14 protein-coding genes are annotated in these 17089 nt (G+C 72.9%); 7 read left to right on the top strand and 7 right to left on the bottom strand.

The window, feature by feature from the left end:
• Positions 1-37 precede the first annotated feature (37 nt).
• The 3 genes from ACIQNG_RS32630 to ACIQNG_RS32620 all read left to right on the top strand — a co-directional run bounded on the left by ACIQNG_RS32630 (position 38) and on the right by ACIQNG_RS32620 (position 3245).
• A complete protein-coding gene (locus ACIQNG_RS32630; protein WP_401490027.1) occupies positions 38-700 on the top strand; it encodes a DUF3105 domain-containing protein in 663 nt (220 codons plus the stop codon).
• A gap of 38 nt (positions 701-738) precedes the next feature.
• Positions 739-1323, top strand: a complete 585-nt coding sequence (locus ACIQNG_RS32625; RefSeq protein WP_401490025.1) for a DUF305 domain-containing protein — start codon at positions 739-741, stop codon at positions 1321-1323.
• 155 nt (positions 1324-1478) lie between these two features.
• The gene (locus ACIQNG_RS32620; RefSeq protein WP_401490023.1) at positions 1479-3245 is read left to right on the top strand and encodes an NAD+ synthase; all 1767 of its coding nucleotides are present in this window, start codon (positions 1479-1481) and stop codon (positions 3243-3245) included.
• 65 nt (positions 3246-3310) lie between these two features.
• Here ACIQNG_RS32620 and ACIQNG_RS32615 read toward each other — a convergent pair whose 3' ends face one another.
• The 3 genes from ACIQNG_RS32615 to ACIQNG_RS32605 form a co-directional block, all read right to left on the bottom strand.
• On the bottom strand, positions 3311-4348 hold the full coding sequence (locus ACIQNG_RS32615) for an endonuclease/exonuclease/phosphatase family protein (protein ID WP_401490021.1): 1038 nt from the start codon (positions 4346-4348) through the stop codon (positions 3311-3313).
• 217 nt (positions 4349-4565) lie between these two features.
• Entirely contained in the window at positions 4566-5198 is a 633-nt protein-coding gene (locus tag ACIQNG_RS32610) for a TetR/AcrR family transcriptional regulator (RefSeq protein ID WP_401426741.1), read from the bottom strand.
• Between the two features lie 55 nt (positions 5199-5253).
• On the bottom strand, positions 5254-6846 hold the full coding sequence (locus tag ACIQNG_RS32605) for an MFS transporter (protein ID WP_401490019.1): 1593 nt from the start codon (positions 6844-6846) through the stop codon (positions 5254-5256).
• A 180-nt stretch (positions 6847-7026) separates the two neighbouring features.
• On the opposite strand from ACIQNG_RS32605, the gene panB reads away from it, so the two are divergent.
• From panB to ACIQNG_RS32590, 3 genes are all read left to right on the top strand, one after another.
• Positions 7027-7902 carry a 3-methyl-2-oxobutanoate hydroxymethyltransferase gene (gene panB, locus ACIQNG_RS32600; RefSeq protein ID WP_401490017.1) on the top strand — a complete coding sequence of 292 codons (876 nt, stop codon included), beginning with the start codon at positions 7027-7029 and terminating at the stop codon, positions 7900-7902.
• Positions 7903-8659: 757 nt separating this feature from the next.
• On the top strand, positions 8660-9685 hold the full coding sequence (locus ACIQNG_RS32595) for an ATP-binding cassette domain-containing protein (RefSeq protein ID WP_401490014.1): 1026 nt from the start codon (positions 8660-8662) through the stop codon (positions 9683-9685).
• Entirely contained in the window at positions 9682-10512 is an 831-nt protein-coding gene (locus ACIQNG_RS32590; RefSeq protein ID WP_401426729.1) for an ABC transporter permease, read from the top strand. The genes ACIQNG_RS32595 and ACIQNG_RS32590 overlap by 4 nt, the downstream gene beginning before the upstream one ends.
• Before the next feature lie 47 nt (positions 10513-10559).
• Here ACIQNG_RS32590 and ACIQNG_RS32585 read toward each other — a convergent pair whose 3' ends face one another.
• Complete coding sequence (locus tag ACIQNG_RS32585) at positions 10560-13817, bottom strand: BTAD domain-containing putative transcriptional regulator (protein ID WP_401490012.1); 3258 nt, start codon at positions 13815-13817, stop codon at positions 10560-10562.
• Between the two features lie 115 nt (positions 13818-13932).
• On the opposite strand from ACIQNG_RS32585, the gene ACIQNG_RS32580 reads away from it, so the two are divergent.
• A complete protein-coding gene (locus ACIQNG_RS32580; protein WP_401490010.1) occupies positions 13933-14730 on the top strand; it encodes a site-2 protease family protein in 798 nt (265 codons plus the stop codon).
• Between the two features lie 18 nt (positions 14731-14748).
• On the opposite strand, the gene ACIQNG_RS32575 is transcribed toward ACIQNG_RS32580, so the two are convergent.
• The 3 genes from ACIQNG_RS32575 to ACIQNG_RS32565 form a co-directional block, all read right to left on the bottom strand.
• On the bottom strand, positions 14749-14934 hold the full coding sequence (locus ACIQNG_RS32575; RefSeq protein ID WP_401426720.1) for a hypothetical protein: 186 nt from the start codon (positions 14932-14934) through the stop codon (positions 14749-14751).
• Positions 14935-15197: 263 nt separating this feature from the next.
• Positions 15198-15914: an NADPH-dependent F420 reductase gene (gene npdG / locus ACIQNG_RS32570; protein WP_401490007.1), complete on the bottom strand. Its 717-nt coding sequence runs from the start codon at positions 15912-15914 to the stop codon at positions 15198-15200.
• A 9-nt stretch (positions 15915-15923) separates the two neighbouring features.
• Positions 15924-17042 carry an exo-alpha-sialidase gene (locus ACIQNG_RS32565; protein ID WP_401490005.1) on the bottom strand — a complete coding sequence of 373 codons (1119 nt, stop codon included), beginning with the start codon at positions 17040-17042 and terminating at the stop codon, positions 15924-15926.
• Positions 17043-17089 lie beyond the last annotated feature (47 nt).

Raw genomic sequence — 17089 nt, 5'->3', positions numbered from 1 at the left:
TCACTCCATCCCCCCATATTCCAGAAGGGCAGCCCCCATGGGTTCCGCCAAGAAGAGAGACAGCGTGGCGCGCAAGGCGCGCATAGAGGAGATGCGCGCCGCCGAACGCTCCCGTGAGCGGCGCAACCGGATCCTCACCGTCGCCGCCAGTGTGGTGGTCGTCGCCGCCCTGGTCGTGGGCGGGGTGGTGCTGGTGCGGTCCCAGTCCGACGGCTCCGACACGGCGAGCGACGGCAAGGGCGGCGGCACCTTCACCACCGGCGCCGACGGCGTGGGCAAGTGGGAGGGCGAGCTGGGCCGCAACCATGTGAACGGGGACGTGGACTACCCGATGACCCCGCCGGTCGGCGGCGACCACCACCAGGCGTGGATGAACTGCAACGGGGACGTCTACGAGAAGGAGATCCCCGCCGTCAACGCGGTGCACTCGCTGGAGCACGGCGCGGTCTGGGTGACGTACACCAGCAAGGCGGCGAAGGACGACGTGGCCGCGCTGGCCGCGAAGGTGAAGGCCACGCCGTACACGCTGATGAGCCCGGTCGAGGACCAGGCGTCCCCGGTCATGCTGTCGGCCTGGGGCCACCAGCGGACGGTGACCGGCGCGGACGACCCGAAGCTCGGCGCCTTCCTGGAGAAGTTCGTCCAGGGCGAGCAGACCCCGGAGCCGGGTGCCGCGTGCACGAACGGGCTGGCCCAGTGAGGTCGCGGGCCGGATGGATCGGGGGCACCGTCGCGGCGGTGCTGGTGGCCGCCGGGGCGATCACCTACGCGGGCGCCGGCGACGACGGCTCGGGAGTGGAGCCGCCCACCGCCGACTCGGCGGACGCGGGCTTCGCCCGGGACATGTCGGTCCACCACCAGCAGGCGGTGGAGATGTCGTACATCGTGCGGGACCGCACCGACGACGAAGAGGTGCGCCGGCTCGCCTACGACATCGCGCAGACCCAGGCCAACCAGCGCGGCATGATGCTGGGCTGGCTGGACCTGTGGGGGCTCCCGAAGGTGTCCGCGAAGCCGCCGATGACCTGGATGGACATGGGCGACATGCCGACCGCGGGCGAGGGCGCGCTGATGCCCGGCATGGCCACCGACAAGGAGATGGAGAAACTCGGCGAGCTGAACGGGAAGCAGGCCGAGATCTTCTACCTCCAGCTGATGACCAAGCACCACAACGGCGGCATCCACATGGCCGCGGGCTGTGTCGAGCGCTGCACGGTGGGCGCGGAGAAGCGGCTGGCCCAGGGCATGATGCGGGGGCAGCAGTCGGAGATCGACCTGATGGCCGACCTGCTGAAGGAACGCGGGGCGGACGCCACGCCCTAGGCGTGGAAACGGCCCGTCGTCCTAGGCGAGGAAACGGCCCGGCGTCCTGGGCGAGGAAACGGCCCGGGCGTCCTAGGTGAGGAAACGGCCCGGGCGTGGGGCGGCACACACCCCGCACCACCCCATCGCGTCGGTTTGACGATTACACTGGGGCCGTGCCTCAACTACGTCTCGCCATGAACCAGATCGACGCCCGTGTCGGCGACCTCGCCGGGAACTGTGACCGGATCCTGGAGTGGACCCGGCACGCGGCCGACCGGGGGGCCCATCTCGTGGCCTTCCCGGAGATGGTGCTGACCGGGTATCCCGTGGAGGACCTGGCGCTGCGCTCCTCCTTCGTGGCGGCCTCCCGTGCCGCGCTGCGCGGGCTGGCCGCCCGCCTCGCCGAGGAGGGCCTCGGCGAGGTCCCGGTGGTCGTCGGCTACCTCGACCGCAGCGAAAGCGCCCAGCCGAGGTACGGCCAGCCGGCCGGCGCCCCTCAGGACGCGGCGGCGGTGCTGTACGGCGGCGCGGTCGTGCTCGGCTTCGCCAAGCACCATCTGCCGAACTACGGCGTCTTCGACGAGTTCCGCTACTTCGTGCCCGGCGACACCATGCCGGTACTGCGGGTGCACGGCGTCGATGTCGCCCTCGCGATCTGCGAGGACCTGTGGCAGGACGGCGGCCGGGTCCCGGCGGCGCGCTCGGCCGGGGCCGGTCTGCTGCTGTCGGTCAACGCCTCGCCCTACGAGGTGGACAAGGACGACACCCGGCTCGAACTGGTCCGCAAGCGGGCCCAGGAGGCCGGCTGCACCACCGCGTACGTCGCCATGATGGGCGGTCAGGACGAGCTGGTCTACGACGGCGACTCCATCGTGGTCGGCGCGGACGGCGAGGTGATCGCGCGGGCGCCGCAGTTCTCCGAGGCGTGCATGCTGCTGGATCTGGAACTGCCCGCCGCGCGCCCCGACGCGCCCGAGGGCGTGGTGGACGACGGGCTGCGGATCGAGCGGGTCGTGCTGTCCGAGGAGCCGCTGGCGCCGTACGAGCCGCAGCACACGGGCGGATACGCCGAGCGGCTGGAGGACGCCGAGGAGATCTACTCAGCGCTGGTGGTGGGGCTGCGGGCGTATGTCGCCAAGAACGGCTTCAGCTCCGTGCTGATCGGGCTGTCCGGGGGCATCGACTCGGCGCTCGTCGCGGCGCTCGCCTGTGACGCGCTGGGCGCGGAGCACGTGTACGGCGTGGCGATGCCGTCGAAGTACTCCTCCGAGCACTCCAAGGACGACGCGGCGGAGCTGGCGCGGCGCACCGGCCTGAACTTCCGTACCGTCTCGATCGAGCCGATGTTCGACGCGTACATGGAGGCGCTGGAGCTGACGGGGCTGGCGGAGGAGAACCTCCAGTCCCGGCTGCGCGGCACGCTGCTGATGGCGATCTCCAACCAGGAGGGGCACATCGTGCTCGCGCCGGGCAACAAGTCCGAGCTGGCCGTGGGGTACTCCACGCTGTACGGCGACTCGGTGGGCGCGTACGGGCCGATCAAGGACCTGTACAAGACGTCGGTGTTCCAGCTCGCCGAGTGGCGCAACCGGGCGGCGGCGGAGCGCGGGCAGACCCCGCCGATCCCGGAGAACTCCATCAGCAAGCCGCCGAGCGCGGAGCTGCGGCCGGGGCAAGTGGACACCGACTCTCTGCCGGACTACCCGGTGCTGGACGCGATCCTCTCGCGGTACGTGGACCGGGACGAGGGCGCGGACACGATCGTGCGGGCCGGGTTCGACGCGGACCTGGTGGCCAGGACGCTGCGGATGGTGGACACCGCCGAGTACAAGCGGCGGCAGTATCCGCCGGGCACGAAGATCTCCCCGAAGGGGTTCGGGAAGGACCGGCGGCTCCCGATCACCAACGGCTGGCGGGAGGGCACCCGGCCGACCGCCTAGCCGTCTGCCTGGCCGACTGCCTGCCCAGCTGCCCTGCTGCCCGCCTGCCCGCCTGCCCGCCTGCCTCAGGAATCGCCCAGGTCGACCCGGGCCGCCAGCGGCAGATGGTCGCTGCTGGTCTCCGGGAGGGTCCAGGAGGTGACCGGCTCGACGCCCTTGACCAGGATCTGGTCGATGCGGGCCAGCGGGAAGGAGGCGGGCCAGCTGAAGCCGAAGCCGCTGCCCGCGGCGCCCTGGGTGGAGCGCATCTGGGAGGTGACGGCGGTCAGGGAGCGGTCGTTCATGGTGCCGTTGAGGTCGCCGAGCAGGACAACCCGCTCCAGCGGCTCCTTGTGGATGGCCGAGCCGAGGGCGTCGGCGCTCCGGTCGCGCTGATGGGCCGTGAAACCGGCCTCCAGCTTCACCCGCACCGACGGGAGATGGGCGACGTACACGGCGATCTGGCCGCCCGGCGTGGTGACCGTGGCGCGCATCGCGCGGGTCCAGCCCAACTCGATGTTGACGGGGCTGACCCCGCTGAGCGGGTACTTGCTCCACAGGCCCACCGTGCCCTGCACCGAGTGGTACTTGTACGTCTTCTCCAGCGCCCTCTCGTACACCGGTACGGCGCCCGCGGTCAGTTCCTCCAGGGCGACCACGTCGGCGCCGGAGGCGGCCACCTCGCGGGCGGTGCCGGAGGGGTCGGGGTTCTCGGCGTTGACGTTGTGCGTGGCCACCGTGAGGTCGCCGCCGGAGCCGGTGCGGTCGGTGAGCAGTCCGCCGAAGAGGTTGAGCCAGACGATCGCCGGGAGCAGTACGGCGATCAGGGCGGTGGCGGAGCGGCGGAGCAGGGCGAGGAGCAGCAGCACGGGGACGCCGACGAGGCCGAACCAGGGCAGGAAGGTCTCGGTGAGACTGCCCAGGTTGCCCACCCGGTTGGGGATCTGCGCGTGCAGTCCCATGCCGAGGGCGAGCAGGACGGCGAGGGCGGCGACCACGAGGCCGCGCCGCCAGATGCGGCGGTCGCCGCGCCAGCCGTCGAGCAGACGCCGGAACCGTGATCCGCGCCGCTCGGGCCCCGAGCCGCCGTCCGCCGTTTCCGTCATGTACGCCTGTTGCGCCATACCGTCGCCTCGCTGCCTGCCGTGCACACCGTTATCTACCCGTGTCTCAACAGACACTAGGGGATGATCGGCTGAGTTCTCGCCGTCCGCGACGGCCGTATGGGGACAAGGACGAACAAGTGGGATGCGGGAGTTCCGTCCGGCGGCCCGCAATGCGCGTTCTGTGACGGAACACGCATGTTCGGATGGAAGGTCGACGGGGGGACGCCCTTCGTGCTCAGTCGTCCGGGGAACTGACGGGCCGTAGTCCTTGGAGGAGGGTGTCGACGACGTCCTCGGCGAGATTCTCCGGCAGGTCGGCGTCGCTGCGCATCACGGCGCGCACCAGCATCGGGCCGAGGAACAGGTCGCCGAGCAGGTCCAGGTCGACGTCGGTGCGCAGTTCACCGTCGCGCTGGCCGCGGCGCAGCACTTCCTCGGTGCGGCGGCGGCGTGGCGCGACCACCGTGGAGTGGTACTCGTCCCACAGCCGTGGGCTGCTCTTCATCTGGGCGTGGACGTGGTGGAGGATGGCCGAGGTGCGGTTGGCGAGGCCGCGGCGGCGCACGGAGTCCATGAGGACGACGAGGTCGTCGCGCATGGAGGTGCCGGGCAGTTCGGGGTCCTCGGGTTCGGCGGCGCGCACGACGTCGACGAAGAGTTCCTCCTTGCCCGGCCAGCGGCGGTAGATGGCGGCCTTGCCGACCCCGGCGGTGCGCGCGATGCGCTCGATGGAGAGGTCGGCGAGCGGGACGCCGTCCTCCAGGAGCTTCATCGCGCCTTCCAGGATGGCGCGTTCCACGGCCTCACTGCGGGGACGCCCCTTGGGGGCGCCGGAGGCTGCCGGGCGGTCACCTGCGAGGCTGTTCACATCGCTCCGTCCTTCGGCTGTGCTGCGGTCCCGCCGATTGTCCTACGGAAGCGGCTCAGCGGTCGGTCGCCGACACCAACTCCGGCTCCTTCCCGTCGTTGCGGACGGGGCGCGGCCGGCCCGGCAGGAACAGGGCGACCACGAGGGCGCCGACGAGGGCCACACCCGCGCCGCACAGGGCGGTGACGTGCATGGCGTGCAGGAAGGCGTCGTGGGCGGGGCCGATGAGGGACCGGCCCTCGGGGCCGAGCCCGGCGGCGACGCCGAGGGTGCCCTCGATGGACTCGCCTGCGGTGTGCCGCAGGTGCTCGGGGAGAACGCCGAGTTTGTCCTCGATGCCGGAGCGGTAGGCGGCGGAGAGCACCGAGCCGAGGACGGCGATGCCGAGGGCGCCGCCGACCTGGCGGAAGGTGTTGCTGAGGGCGGAGGCGGAGCCGGCCTTCTCCCGGGGCAGGGCCTGCATGATGACGACGCTGATCGGGGTCATGATGTGGGCCATGCCGGTGCCCATGAGGAAGAAGATGATCTCCAGCAGCCAGATCGGGGTGTCGGCGTCCAGGACGGCGAACGAGGCGAGCGTCGCGGCGATGAGCAGCATGGCGCCGGTGGTGGTGGCCCGGATGCCGACGCGGTCCACGACCAGCCGGGCGCGGGGCGCGAAGACGAGCTGGGCGAGGGCGAGCGGGAGCAGCAGCAGTCCGGTCTCCAGCGGGGAGTAGCCGCGCACGCTCTGGGTGTAGAAGACGGAGAAGAAGGTCACGCCCATGAGGGCGAAGAAGACCAGGGCGATGACCGCGACGGCGGCGGAGAAGACCTTGTTCCTGAAGTGGCCGATGTCGATGGAGGGGTGGTCGCTGCGCTTCTCGAAGATCACGAAGGCGGCCAGCACAGCGAGTCCGGCGGCGATGGTGCCGAGCACGGTGACGTCCGTGAAGTCGGCGAGTTCGCCGCCGCGGATGATGCCGTAGACGAGGAGGACCAGGCCGACGACGGACAGGACGACGCCGACGGGGTCGACACGGCCGGGCCGGGGGTCGCGGGAGTCGGGGACGAGCCAGAGCATCAGGGCGACGGCGACGATCACGATCGGCACGTTGATCAGGAAGACCGAGCCCCACCAGAAGTGGTCGAGGAGGATGCCGCCGGTGATCGGGCCGATGGCTATGGCGAGGCCGACGCCGCCGGCCCAGATGCCTATGGCCTTGGGCTGCTCCTCGCGCTCGAAGACGTTCATCAGCACGGCGAGGGTGGCGGGCATCACGAAGGCGGCGCCGAGCCCCATGAGGGCGCGGAAGCCGATCAGTTCGCCGGGGGAACCGGCGGTGGCGGCGAGCGCGGAGCCGAGGCCGAACACGACGAGCCCGCCGAGCATCACCTTCTTGCGGCCGAGCCGGTCGCCGAGCAGCCCGGCGGAGAACAGCAGCCCGGCGAAGACGAGGGTGTAGGCGTTGATGGCCCACTCCAGCTCGCTCTGACTGGCGCCCAGGCCGGTGGGGGCGGGGGTGGAGATGGTCTTGACGGCGACGTTCAGGATCGAGTTGTCGAGCACCACGATCAGCAGGCTCAGCATGAGCACGCCGAGAATCGCCCAGCGGCGCCGGTGGACCGCTTCGGGGACCCGCGGGGCGGGGGCGTCAGGTGTAGTCATGACCCCAGAGCGTAGGCAACTTACGATACGAGACCGTACCGTATCGTAAATCTTTTACCGCCTTCTTACGTACTTTCGACGTGAGGTGGGTCCCCTGGTCCTCACTGGGCCGAGATGCCACCATGGAGGGGATCCGGGGACGCCGTGAGGGCGCCTCGAGATGACGTAAGGAGCGTTGCCATGACGCAGCTCTCGGCTGCCCAGACCGCCTCGCGGAAGGCCCCCGACAGCGCCAGGACGCTGTACGGAGGCAAGGGCACCCGCCGTGTCACCGTCCGCGACATCGCCGCCGCCAAGGAGCGGGGCGAGAAGTGGCCCATGCTCACCGCCTACGACGCGATGACCGCGTCCGTCTTCGACGAGACCGGCATCCCGGTCATGCTCGTCGGGGACTCGGCGGGCAATGTCCACCTCGGCTACGAGACCACCGTGCCCGTCACTCTTGACGAGATGACCATGCTGTCCGCGGCCGTGGTGCGCGGCACCAGCCGTGCCCTGATCGTGGGCGACCTGCCCTTCGGCTCCTACCAGGAGGGCCCGGTGCAGGCGCTTCGCTCGGCGACCCGGCTGGTCAAGGAGGCCGGGGTGGGGGCCGTGAAGCTGGAGGGCGGCGAGCGCTCGCACCGGCAGATCGAGCTGCTGGTGGAGTCCGGGATCCCGGTGATGGCCCACATCGGCCTCACCCCGCAGTCCGTCAACGCCATGGGCTACCGGGTCCAGGGGCGCGGCGAGGAGGCGGCGGCCCAGCTGCTGCGGGACGCCAAGTCGGTGCAGGACGCGGGCGCGTTCGCGGTGGTCCTGGAGCTGGTCCCGGCCGAGCTGGCCGGCGAGGTGACCCGCACCCTGCACATCCCGACGGTCGGTATCGGCGCGGGGCCGGAGACGGACGCGCAGGTCCTGGTGTCGACCGACATGCTCGGACTGACCGGCGGCCGGGTGCCGAAGTTCGTCAAGCAGTACGCCGACCTGCGCGATGTCATGGGCGCGGCGGCGAAGGCGTTCGCCGAGGAGGTCATCGACGGAACGTTCCCGCAGTCGGAACACTCCGTCCACTAGACCCTCCGGGTCCGCCAGGCCCACCGGGTCCACCGGGTCCGCCAGGCCCACCAGGTCCACCAGCCACCGCCGCACCACCCGGGCGGCCCACCGACCCTCCCCCGTCGGCGGGCCGCCCGGCGCTTCCGGAGATCCGCGGGACGGCTGGAGGGCGGCGGGAGGGCGACCCGGGGACAGCCGGAGGACGGCCCGGAGACAACCAGAGGACGAACCCGGGGACAGCCGCGAGATGGCCGGAGGGCGACCGGGGGACGGCCCGAGGACAGCCGGAAGACGCCCAGAAGACGACCCGGGAGCCGCCGGGAAACGGCCGGAAGACGGCCCGGAAGATGGCCGGAGGACGGACCCGAGAGCCGCCGGAAGACGGCCGGAAGACGGCCCGGGGGCCGCCGGGAGACGGCCCGGAAGGCGGCCGGAGGACGACCCGGGAGCCGCCGGAGGACAGCCGGAAGACGGCCCGGAAGACGACCGGAAGGCGGCCCGGGGGACGGCCGGAGGGCGACCCGAGGACGACCCGGGGGACGGCCGGAGGACGACCCGGGGGACGGCCCGGGGACAGCCGGAAGGCGACCCGGGGGCGGCCGGAGGACGAACCGGGGGCGGCCGGAGGACGAACCGGGGGCGGCCCGGGGGCCGTAGGAGGATGGTCGGGGGACGGACCGGGGGCGCTGGGGCGCCGGCAGGGGGCGGTCGGACGTCGCCGGGCTGTCGGTGCTCTGTCGGTCGTTTGTCGGTGGCGCCTGACACGCTCTGGGGCATGACGCGAATCGACAAGAACCCCACCGGCGGCGACATCGCCGTCACCGTCAGGGGACTGGTCAAGCACTACGGCGAGACCAAGGCGCTGGACGGCGTCGACGTGGATGTGCGCGAGGGCACCGTGATGGGTGTGCTCGGGCCGAACGGCGCCGGCAAAACCACCCTCGTACGGATCCTGTCCACCCTCCTCGCCCCCGACGCCGGCCGGGCGACCGTGGCCGGCTACGACGTGATCCGCCAGCCCCGCATGCTGCGCCGGGTGATCGGCCTCACCGGGCAGTACGCCTCGGTGGACGAGAAGATCCCCGGCTGGGAGAACCTCTACATGATCGGCCGGCTGCTCGATCTGCCGCGCAAGGACGCCCGTGGACGCGCCGACGAACTGCTGGAGCGGTTCTCGCTGACCGAGGCGGCCCGGCGGCCCGTCCACACCTACTCCGGCGGGATGCGGCGGCGGCTGGACCTGGCCGCGTCGATGATCGGACGCCCGCAGGTGCTGTTCCTGGACGAGCCGACCACCGGACTCGACCCCCGCACCCGCAACGAGGTGTGGGACGAGGTCAAGAGCATGGTCGGCGAGGGAGTGACCGTACTGCTGACCACCCAGTACATGGAGGAGGCCGAACAGCTCGCCTCCGAGCTGACCGTGGTGGACCGGGGCAAGGTCATCGCGGGCGGCGGGATCGAGGAGCTGAAGGCGAAGGTCGGCGGCCGGACGCTGCGGATCAGACCGGCCGACCCGCTCCAGCTGCGCCCGCTGGCCAGGGAACTGGACGAGCTGGGCATCACCGGTCTGGCCGCGACCACCGTCGACACCGAGCGCTCCAGCGTCCTGGTGCCGATCCTGAGCGACGAGCAGCTCACCGCGGTGACCGGCGCGGTCGTCGCGCGCGGCATCACCCTCAGCGCCATCACCACCGAACTGCCCAGCCTGGACGAGGTGTTCCTGTCACTGACCGGGCGCCGGGCGAGCACCCCGCAGGGCACCGAGACCGCCGAAGACCGTGAGGAGGTCGCCGTATGAGCGCCGTGACCGTCGATCTCAAAGAGACCACACCGCCGAAGGACGACGCCCGGATCTCGCCGCGCGCCCACCTGCGGCACACCGGGGCGCTGCTGCGCCGCAATCTGCTCTGGATCCGGCAGGACCCGGAGTCCATGTTCGACGCCCTGCTGATGCCGGTCGTCTTCACCCTGCTGTTCGTGTACGTCTTCGGCGGCTCGATCGGCCAGGCGCTGGGCGGCGGACAGGACGGATACGTCCAGTACGTCATCCCGGGCATGATCGCGATGATGAGCATGACGCTCTCCCAGGGCGTCGGCACCGGCTTCAGCCAGGACTTCAACTCCGGGGTGATGGACCGCTTCCGGTCGCTGCCGATAGGACGCGGCTCGGTGCTGTTCGCGAAGATCGCGGTCGAGCTGGGCCGGATGCTGTTCGCGACGGCGATCCTGATGGTCGTCGCCGTGCTGGTGGGCTTCGACATCGACAGCTGGACCGGGCTGCTCGGGGCCGTCGCGCTGTCCACCGCGTTCGCCTCGGCGATCATGTGGGTCTTCCTCACCCTGGGCGTGGTGCTGAAGAACGCGCAGTCGGTGCAGGCGATGGGCTTCCTGGTGCTGTTCCCGCTCCAGTTCGGCTCGTCCATCTTCGCGCCGACGGCGTCGATGCCGGGCTGGCTCCAGGCGTTCACCGACTACAACCCGCTCTCCACCCTCGCCGACGCGGCGCGCGGCATGATGGTGGGCGGCCCGGTGGCCCAGGACCTGTGGGTGACGCTGGCCTGGACGGCCGCGATCACCGCGGTGATGGCGCCGGTGGCGATCCACAAGTTCCGCACCAAGAGCTGACCCGGCTCCGCACGGTGCGGGCGAGGCCGTCCGGTGCGCGTCGGACGTCACAGCAGGGCCGCGGCCTCATCCGCGGAGAGGCCGCGGCCCTGTGCGTGGGCGGTGTCGTACGCCTCGTCGCCCAGGGCGGCGCGGGCCGAGGCGGTGGCGCGTTCCCGGGCCCTGCGTTCGCTGGCCGCCTCCACGTGGCCGCTGGACAGCAGGGCCGCGGCGGCCCCCAGGCAGCGGGCGGCGTCCGGGGCCCGGCGGCCGTCGTCGCCCTCGGCGAGCGCGATGGCGGCGACGGTGAGGTAGACGGCCTGCATGGTCGGCTGGATCGCCCGGGACAGCGGGTCGCCGGAGAGTTCCAGCGCCTGCCGGCAGTTGGCGAGGCAGCTCTCGTACTCCCCCTCGGCCGCGTCCAGCCATGCCTCGGCGCCCAGGATGTAGGCGTCGAAGACGGGGAACTGGGCGAGCCGGAAGTCCTCGCGCAGCCGGGTCAGCTCGGCGCGGGCCTCCTGGACCCGGCCGGCCACGGACAGCAGCCCGGACAGGTAGAGCCGGGCGGCGGGCATGGCCTCGCTGAGCGGGCTCTCACTGCGGTCCAGCACCCCGCGCAGCACCGCCTCCGCCCGCTCCACCTCGCCGCCCTCGGCCAGGGCGCCGCCCAGCCGGGCGTGGAGGACGGCCACCTGGGTGCGGGCGCCGAGCCGCTCGGCGTGCTGGATGGCGGTCTCGAAGTCGGCCGCGGCCAGCGCGTGCTCCCCGCGCCGCTCCTGGGCCTCGCCGCGGGCGGAGAGCGCCTCGGCGATGCCCCAGTCGTCCCCGAGCCGGCGGTGCAGGCGCAGCGCCTCCTCGGCGTCGGCGGCGGCGGAGTCGGCCTGGTCGGTGCGGTTGGCGAGGAGGTTGGCCCGGGTGTTGAGGGCGCCGGCCAGTTCCCACTCGTAGCCCGGGGTCTCGCGGCAGGTGCGCACGGCGGCGTCGACGATCTCCTGGAGCCGGTCGATGCCGCCGGTGAGCAGGACGGCGAAGTACCAGCTCGAGCCGGGGCTGCGGCAGACCTGCGGCAGGCCCGGCTCGTACACCTGGGCGATGGTCAGCAGCTTCTGCTGGGCCCGCTCGGTCTGCCAGAGGTCCATCTCGGTGTCCATGCAGCCCAGATGGGCGAGATGGACCCCGCGCCGGGCTTCGAGGAGCGCCTCGCCGGACAGCGGCGGCGGGGCGTCGGTGACCCGCTGCCACACGGGCCGGGCGCGGCGCGGCGGCTCGGTGAACGGGTCGGGGCCGAGGGCCATCACCTCCGCGCACCAGTTGCGGCCCTCGATCCGCAGATCGCGCATCTGCCAGTACCAGATCAGCGCGTGGGTGAGGTTGAGCGCCTCCTGCTCGTCCCGCGCGGCGACGGCGCGGCGCAGCGCGGTCCGGATGTTCTCGTACTCGCGTTCGAGGTCGGCGATGGCGGCGCGCTGTCCGCCGCCGCGCAGCCCGCGGTCCGAGGTGCGGGCGAACTCGCGGTAATACGTCAGATGCGCGCGTTCGGCGCCGGTGCGCCGCCCGGACTCGGCGAGGCGTTCGGCGGCGTACTCGCCGACGGTCTCCAGCAGCCGGTAGCGCATGCCCTCGGCGGCGTCGGGGGCGGCCACGACGAGGGACTTGTCGACCAGGGAACCGAGCGTGTCGAGGGCGGCGGGCCCGCAGACGGCCTCGGCGGCGGCCAGGTCGCAGCCGCCCGCGAAGACCGACAGCCGGCGCAGCACCTCCCGCTCGTCCTCGTCCAGCAGTTCCCAGGACCAGTCCACGACCGCGCGCAGGGTCTGCTGGCGGGGCAGGGCGGTACGGCTGCCGCCGGTCAGCAGCCGGAAACGGTCGTCGAGACGGTCGGCGATCTGGCGCGGGGTGAGCATCCGCAGCCGGGCGGCGGCCAGTTCGATGGCGAGCGGCAGCCCGTCCAGGCGGCGGCAGATCTCGGCGGCAGCCCCGGGGTCGTCCTCGATCCGGAAGCCGGGGCGGGCGGCGGCGCCCCGGTCGGCGAGCAGCCGCAGCGCGAACGGCTCGGGCAGCGGCTCCACCGGGCGCAGCAGCTCCCCCGGCACCCCGAGCGGCTCCCGGCTGGTGGCCAGCACGGTCAGCCGCGGACAGCGCGCCAGCAGTTCGGCGACCAGCCGGGCGGCGGCGTCCACCACGTGCTCGCAGTTGTCGAGGACGATCAGCATCCGGCGCGGCCCGCAGTGCTCGACCAGCCGGTCCACCGGGTCGTCGTGCCGGTCGGCGACCGCCACCCGCATCTCCTCCGCGCCGGCGCCGTAGAGCACGGTCTGCCGGGCGCCGAGCGCGGTCAGCACGGCCTCGGGGACGGCGGCCGGGTCCTCCACGGGGGCCAGCTCGGCCAGCCACACCCCGTCGGGGGCCTGGTCCCGTACGGTCTCGGCGGCCTCCTGGGAGAGCCGGGTCTTGCCCGCGCCGCCCGGCCCGAGCAGGGTCACCAGGCGGGCCGTGCCCAGGTCCCCGTGGATGTCCGCGATGTCGGCGTCCCGGCCGACGAAGGAGGTCAGCCGGGACCGCAGGTTCCCGGGCCGCCGGGCGGCGGCGGGCGGCGGCGCGGGCGGCTCGGCCCGCAGCATCTCGGTGTGCAGGGCCCGCAGCTCGGGCCCGGGGTCGGAGCCGAGGCGCTCCGCGAGCAGCCGTCGTACGGCGTCGTAGGCGGCGAGGGCCTCGGCGGTGCGGCCGGTGTCGCGCAGGGCGCGCAGCCGCAGCGCCTGGAGGGGTTCGTCCAGCGGGTGGGCGTCGCACAGGGCGGTCAGCTCGGGCAGCACCCGGTCGGCGGCGCCGAGCGCGAGGGCGGCGGTCAGCCGGGTACGGCGGGCCTCCAGGCGGCGGGTCTCCCAGCGGGCGGCCTGCGCCGTGCGGTCGGGCAGGTCGGCGAGGGCGGGGCCTCGCCACAGCGCGAGGGCGTCGTCCAGGACGGCGGCGGCCTTGGCGGGGTCGCCGTCGGCGAGTGCGCGCCGCCCCTCGTCGGCGAGCCGCTCGAAGCGGTGGAGGTCGATGTCGTCGGGGGCGGCGACGAGGCGGTAGCCGCCCTCCAGCGATTCCACGGCGTCCGCGCCGAGGGCCCTGCGCAGCCGGCCGACCAGCGCCTGCACCGCGCCGGGCGCGTCGGCGGGCGGCTCGCCGTCCCACACCTCCCCGACCAGGACGGGCACGGTGACGATCCGGCCGGGCCGCGACGCCAGCACGGTCAGCAGGGCGCGAAGGCGTGCGCCGCCGACGGGAACGGCGGTGCCGTCCGGCCGGAACGCCTGAGTGGAGCCGAGTATCCGATAACGCACCGGCCCATTGTCCCTGGGGACGGGGGACGGCGCCCGGGGGTTTACCGTGCCCGGGCGCGTCCGGGGGTACGGTCAGGGGCGCGTTGTCCCCGTCCCCGACCTCTGGAGTACGTCGATGGCCACCCTCTCCGCCCGGTCCGAGCGGCGGATCAGTCCGGTGTTCCTGGGGATCGCCGCCGTGACGGCGGTGACGGGCTGGGCCACCTGGACCGACTTCGCCGAGCAGCCGGGGCTCGCGGTGTTCCTGTTCGTGACCGGGGCGTGGATCGTGTCGCTGTGTCTGCACGAGTACGCGCACGCGCGGACCGCGCTGCACAGCGGGGACATCACGGTCGGGGCGAAGGGCTACCTCACGCTCAACCCGCTGAAGTACACGCACGCGCTGCTGAGCATCGTCCTGCCGGTGCTCTTCGTGATCCTGGGCGGGATCGGGCTGCCCGGTGGGGCGGTGTTCATCGAGCGGAGCCGGATCCGGGGCCGCTGGAAGCACAGTCTGATCTCGGCGGCGGGCCCGCTGACCAATGTGCTGTTCGCGGTGGTGTGCACGGCCCCGTTCTGGCTGGACGCGCTGGACGGGGTGCCGCGGGACTTCCGGTACGCGCTGGCGTTCCTCGCGCTGCTCCAGGTGACGGCGGCGATCCTGAACTTCCTGCCGGTGCCGGGGCTGGACGGCTACGGGGTCATCGAGCCCTGGCTGTCGCACGGGGTCCGGCGGCAGGTGGAGCCGTTCGCCCCCTTCGGGCTGCTGTTCGTGTTCGCGCTGCTGTGGGTGCCGTCGATCAACGGCGTGTTCTTCGACGCGATCTACGCGCTGCTGGAGGGGCTGGGGATCAGCGAGTTCGACAGCTACTGCGGGCGTGATCTCTACCGGTTCTGGCAGGAGGCGAACCCGGTGTGCGGGTTCGGTGCCTGACGCCGGGCGCCCGGCCGGTCAGCCCGTGGGCGACGCCGGCCGGGCGGGCTTGCCGCGCTTGAGGTAGTACCAGGTCATGTTGGACGACAGGCCCGCGAGCAGGACCCACACGATCCCCAGCAGGTTGCCCTGGACGAAGGAGACCACGGCCGCCGCGACGGCGAGGAGGCAGACGGTCAGGCTGTAGAGGGCCAGGCGGGGCATGGGGTGCGGCTCCTGTCGGGCGGTCGGCGGGGACACGGCGGGCTCGGCGGTCCCGGTGGGCTCCGCCGCGCTCCCCAGTGTCCCCCATCCCCCGACACACCGATGCCCCGCCTCGTCCGGCCCGCCGGTGAGGCGCGGCGCACCGGCCGCGGGGCTCCGGCGCACCGGCCGTGGGGTTCAGGCCCACCGGCCTGCGGGGTTCAGGCCCACCGGCCCGCGGGGCTCCGGCCCACCGGCCCGCGGTCACCCGTGAGGCCCCCCGCTCACACGTCCGTGAGTCGGAGGCCGGCGTGTGCCTTGTAGCGGCGGTTCACCGAGATCAGGTTGGCCACCAGGGCCTCCACCTGGTGGGCGTTGCGCAGTCGTCCGGCGAAGACCCCGCGCATCCCGGGGATGCGGCCGGCGAGGGCCTGGACGATCTCGACGTCGGCGCGCTCCTCGCCGAGCACCATCACGTCGGTGTCGATGCGCTCGATCGCCCGGTCCTCCAGGAGCACCGCCGAGAGGTGGTGGAAGGCGGCGGTGACCCGGGACTGCGGCAGCAGCGCGGCGGCCTGTTCGGCGGCGCTGCCCTCCTCCGGCTTCAGCGCGTAGGCGCCCTTCTTGTCGAAGCCGAGCGGATTGACGCAGTCGACGACCAGCTTCCCGCTCAGTTCGGCGCGCAGGGATTCCAGGGTCTTGCCGTGGCCCTCCCACGGCACGGCGACGATCACGACGTCGCTGCGGCGGGCGGTCTCGGCGTTGTCGGCGCCCTCGACCCCGTGGCCGAGTTCCGCGGCGGCGGCCTCGGCGCGCTCGGCGGCCCGGGAGCCCACGATCACCTTCTGCCCGGCGCGGGCGAGCCGGTAGGCGAGGCCCTTGCCCTGCGGCCCGGTCCCGCCGAGCACGCCGACGACCAGCCCGGAGACGTCGGGCAGGTCCCAGGGGTCCTTGGCGGGGGCCTTCTGTGCGGCGCTGTCGCCGGAGGTCGTAGAGGTCATGGGCCGACTCTACGTCTCGTCCCCCGCCCGGCCGGAGCCCCCGCCCCGGGTGAGCCGCGTCACGGGCAGCCGCCGGAAGACGATCCGCTCGTACGCGCTGAAGTCCCCGGTCTCGTGGAGCAGTCCGACGGTTCCGGCGTCGATCCGCACCAGGTCGGAGTAGGCGGCGGGCAGTCCGTCGGCGGTGAACACCGGGCGCCAGGTGACCCCGTGGTCGTCGGAGGCGCGGACGGTCATCAGCGCGCGGAAGTCGAACAGGCCGGGGCCGGAGAAGAGCAGCACGTCGGGGTCGCGGAGTTGGAGCGCGCTGCCCTGGCAGACGGGAGCGGTCAGCCCGGCCTGCGGGCGGAAGGGCAGGACGAGGGTCCGGCCGCCGTCGGTGGAGTGGGCGTCGGCGCGGTTGCCGGGGGCCGGGGAGTCGTTGCGGGTGTTGAAGTAGACCCGCCCGTCGGGGAGTTCCGCCGCGATGGTCTCGTTGACGTTGATGTAGCCGTTGGTGTTCTCGTCGACGTAGCCGAGGTACCAGGTCTCGCCGCGGTCGTCGCTGAGCAGGCAGTGGCCGCTGTTGTACTTGGCCTCCTTGCCGGTGTCGCTGCCGGTGGGCGGCAGGGTGTGGTTGCCGGGGACGACGACCCGGCCGCCGGTGAGCTGGATGCCGTGGCCGGGGGTGGTGGCGTACCAGCGCCAGCCGGTCCGCTTGACCTGGGCGGTGATGTCGCGGGCGGCGGACCAGGTCGCCCCCTCGTCGTCGCTGTGCTGCACCCAGACCCGGCGGCCGTCGGCGTCGGAGACCTGGCCGCGCAGGATCAGGTCCTCGGAGGCGGCGGCGGCGGAGCGGACGTGCACGAGCAGGATCCGGCCGGTGTCGAGGACGACGGGCGCCGGGTTGCCCGCGAGGTCCCCGCCGTGGTCGGCGGCGACCTGGAGCGGCCCCCAGGTCAGCCCGCCGTCGGTGGAGCGCTTGAGGACGATGTCGATGTGCCCGTAGTCCTGGGACGAGCCGACCCGGCCCTCGCAGAAGGCGAGCAGCGTGCCGGAGGCGCCCCGCACGATCGCGGGGATGCGGTAGCTGGCGTAGCCCTCCTGTCCGGCGCGGAAGGGGACGGTGACGGCGGCGGGTTCGGACATGCGCGGCTCCTCGGTGCTGCGGGTGCGGCGGGGGCGGGTGGTACGCG

The organism is Streptomyces sp. NPDC091377 (assembly GCF_044757045.1).
GTDB lineage: Bacteria > Actinomycetota > Actinomycetes > Streptomycetales > Streptomycetaceae > Streptomyces.
The sequence above is the reverse complement of the archived record's forward strand: the minus strand, read 5'-3'. Positions and strand labels throughout refer to the sequence as shown.

Coding starts and splice junctions, on each gene's coding strand:
- ACIQNG_RS32630 (WP_401490027.1), top strand. CDS start 38: ATGGGTTCCGCCAAGAAGAGAGACAGCGTGGCGCGCAAGGCGCGCATA.
- ACIQNG_RS32615 (WP_401490021.1), bottom strand. CDS start 4,348: ATGGCGCAACAGGCGTACATGACGGAAACGGCGGACGGCGGCTCGGGG.
- ACIQNG_RS32605 (WP_401490019.1), bottom strand. CDS start 6,846: ATGACTACACCTGACGCCCCCGCCCCGCGGGTCCCCGAAGCGGTCCAC.
- panB (WP_401490017.1), top strand. CDS start 7,027: ATGACGCAGCTCTCGGCTGCCCAGACCGCCTCGCGGAAGGCCCCCGAC.
- ACIQNG_RS32595 (WP_401490014.1), top strand. CDS start 8,660: ATGACGCGAATCGACAAGAACCCCACCGGCGGCGACATCGCCGTCACC.
- ACIQNG_RS32590 (WP_401426729.1), top strand. CDS start 9,682: ATGAGCGCCGTGACCGTCGATCTCAAAGAGACCACACCGCCGAAGGAC.
- ACIQNG_RS32580 (WP_401490010.1), top strand. CDS start 13,933: ATGGCCACCCTCTCCGCCCGGTCCGAGCGGCGGATCAGTCCGGTGTTC.
- ACIQNG_RS32575 (WP_401426720.1), bottom strand. CDS start 14,934: ATGCCCCGCCTGGCCCTCTACAGCCTGACCGTCTGCCTCCTCGCCGTC.
- npdG (WP_401490007.1), bottom strand. CDS start 15,914: ATGACCTCTACGACCTCCGGCGACAGCGCCGCACAGAAGGCCCCCGCC.
- ACIQNG_RS32565 (WP_401490005.1), bottom strand. CDS start 17,042: ATGTCCGAACCCGCCGCCGTCACCGTCCCCTTCCGCGCCGGACAGGAG.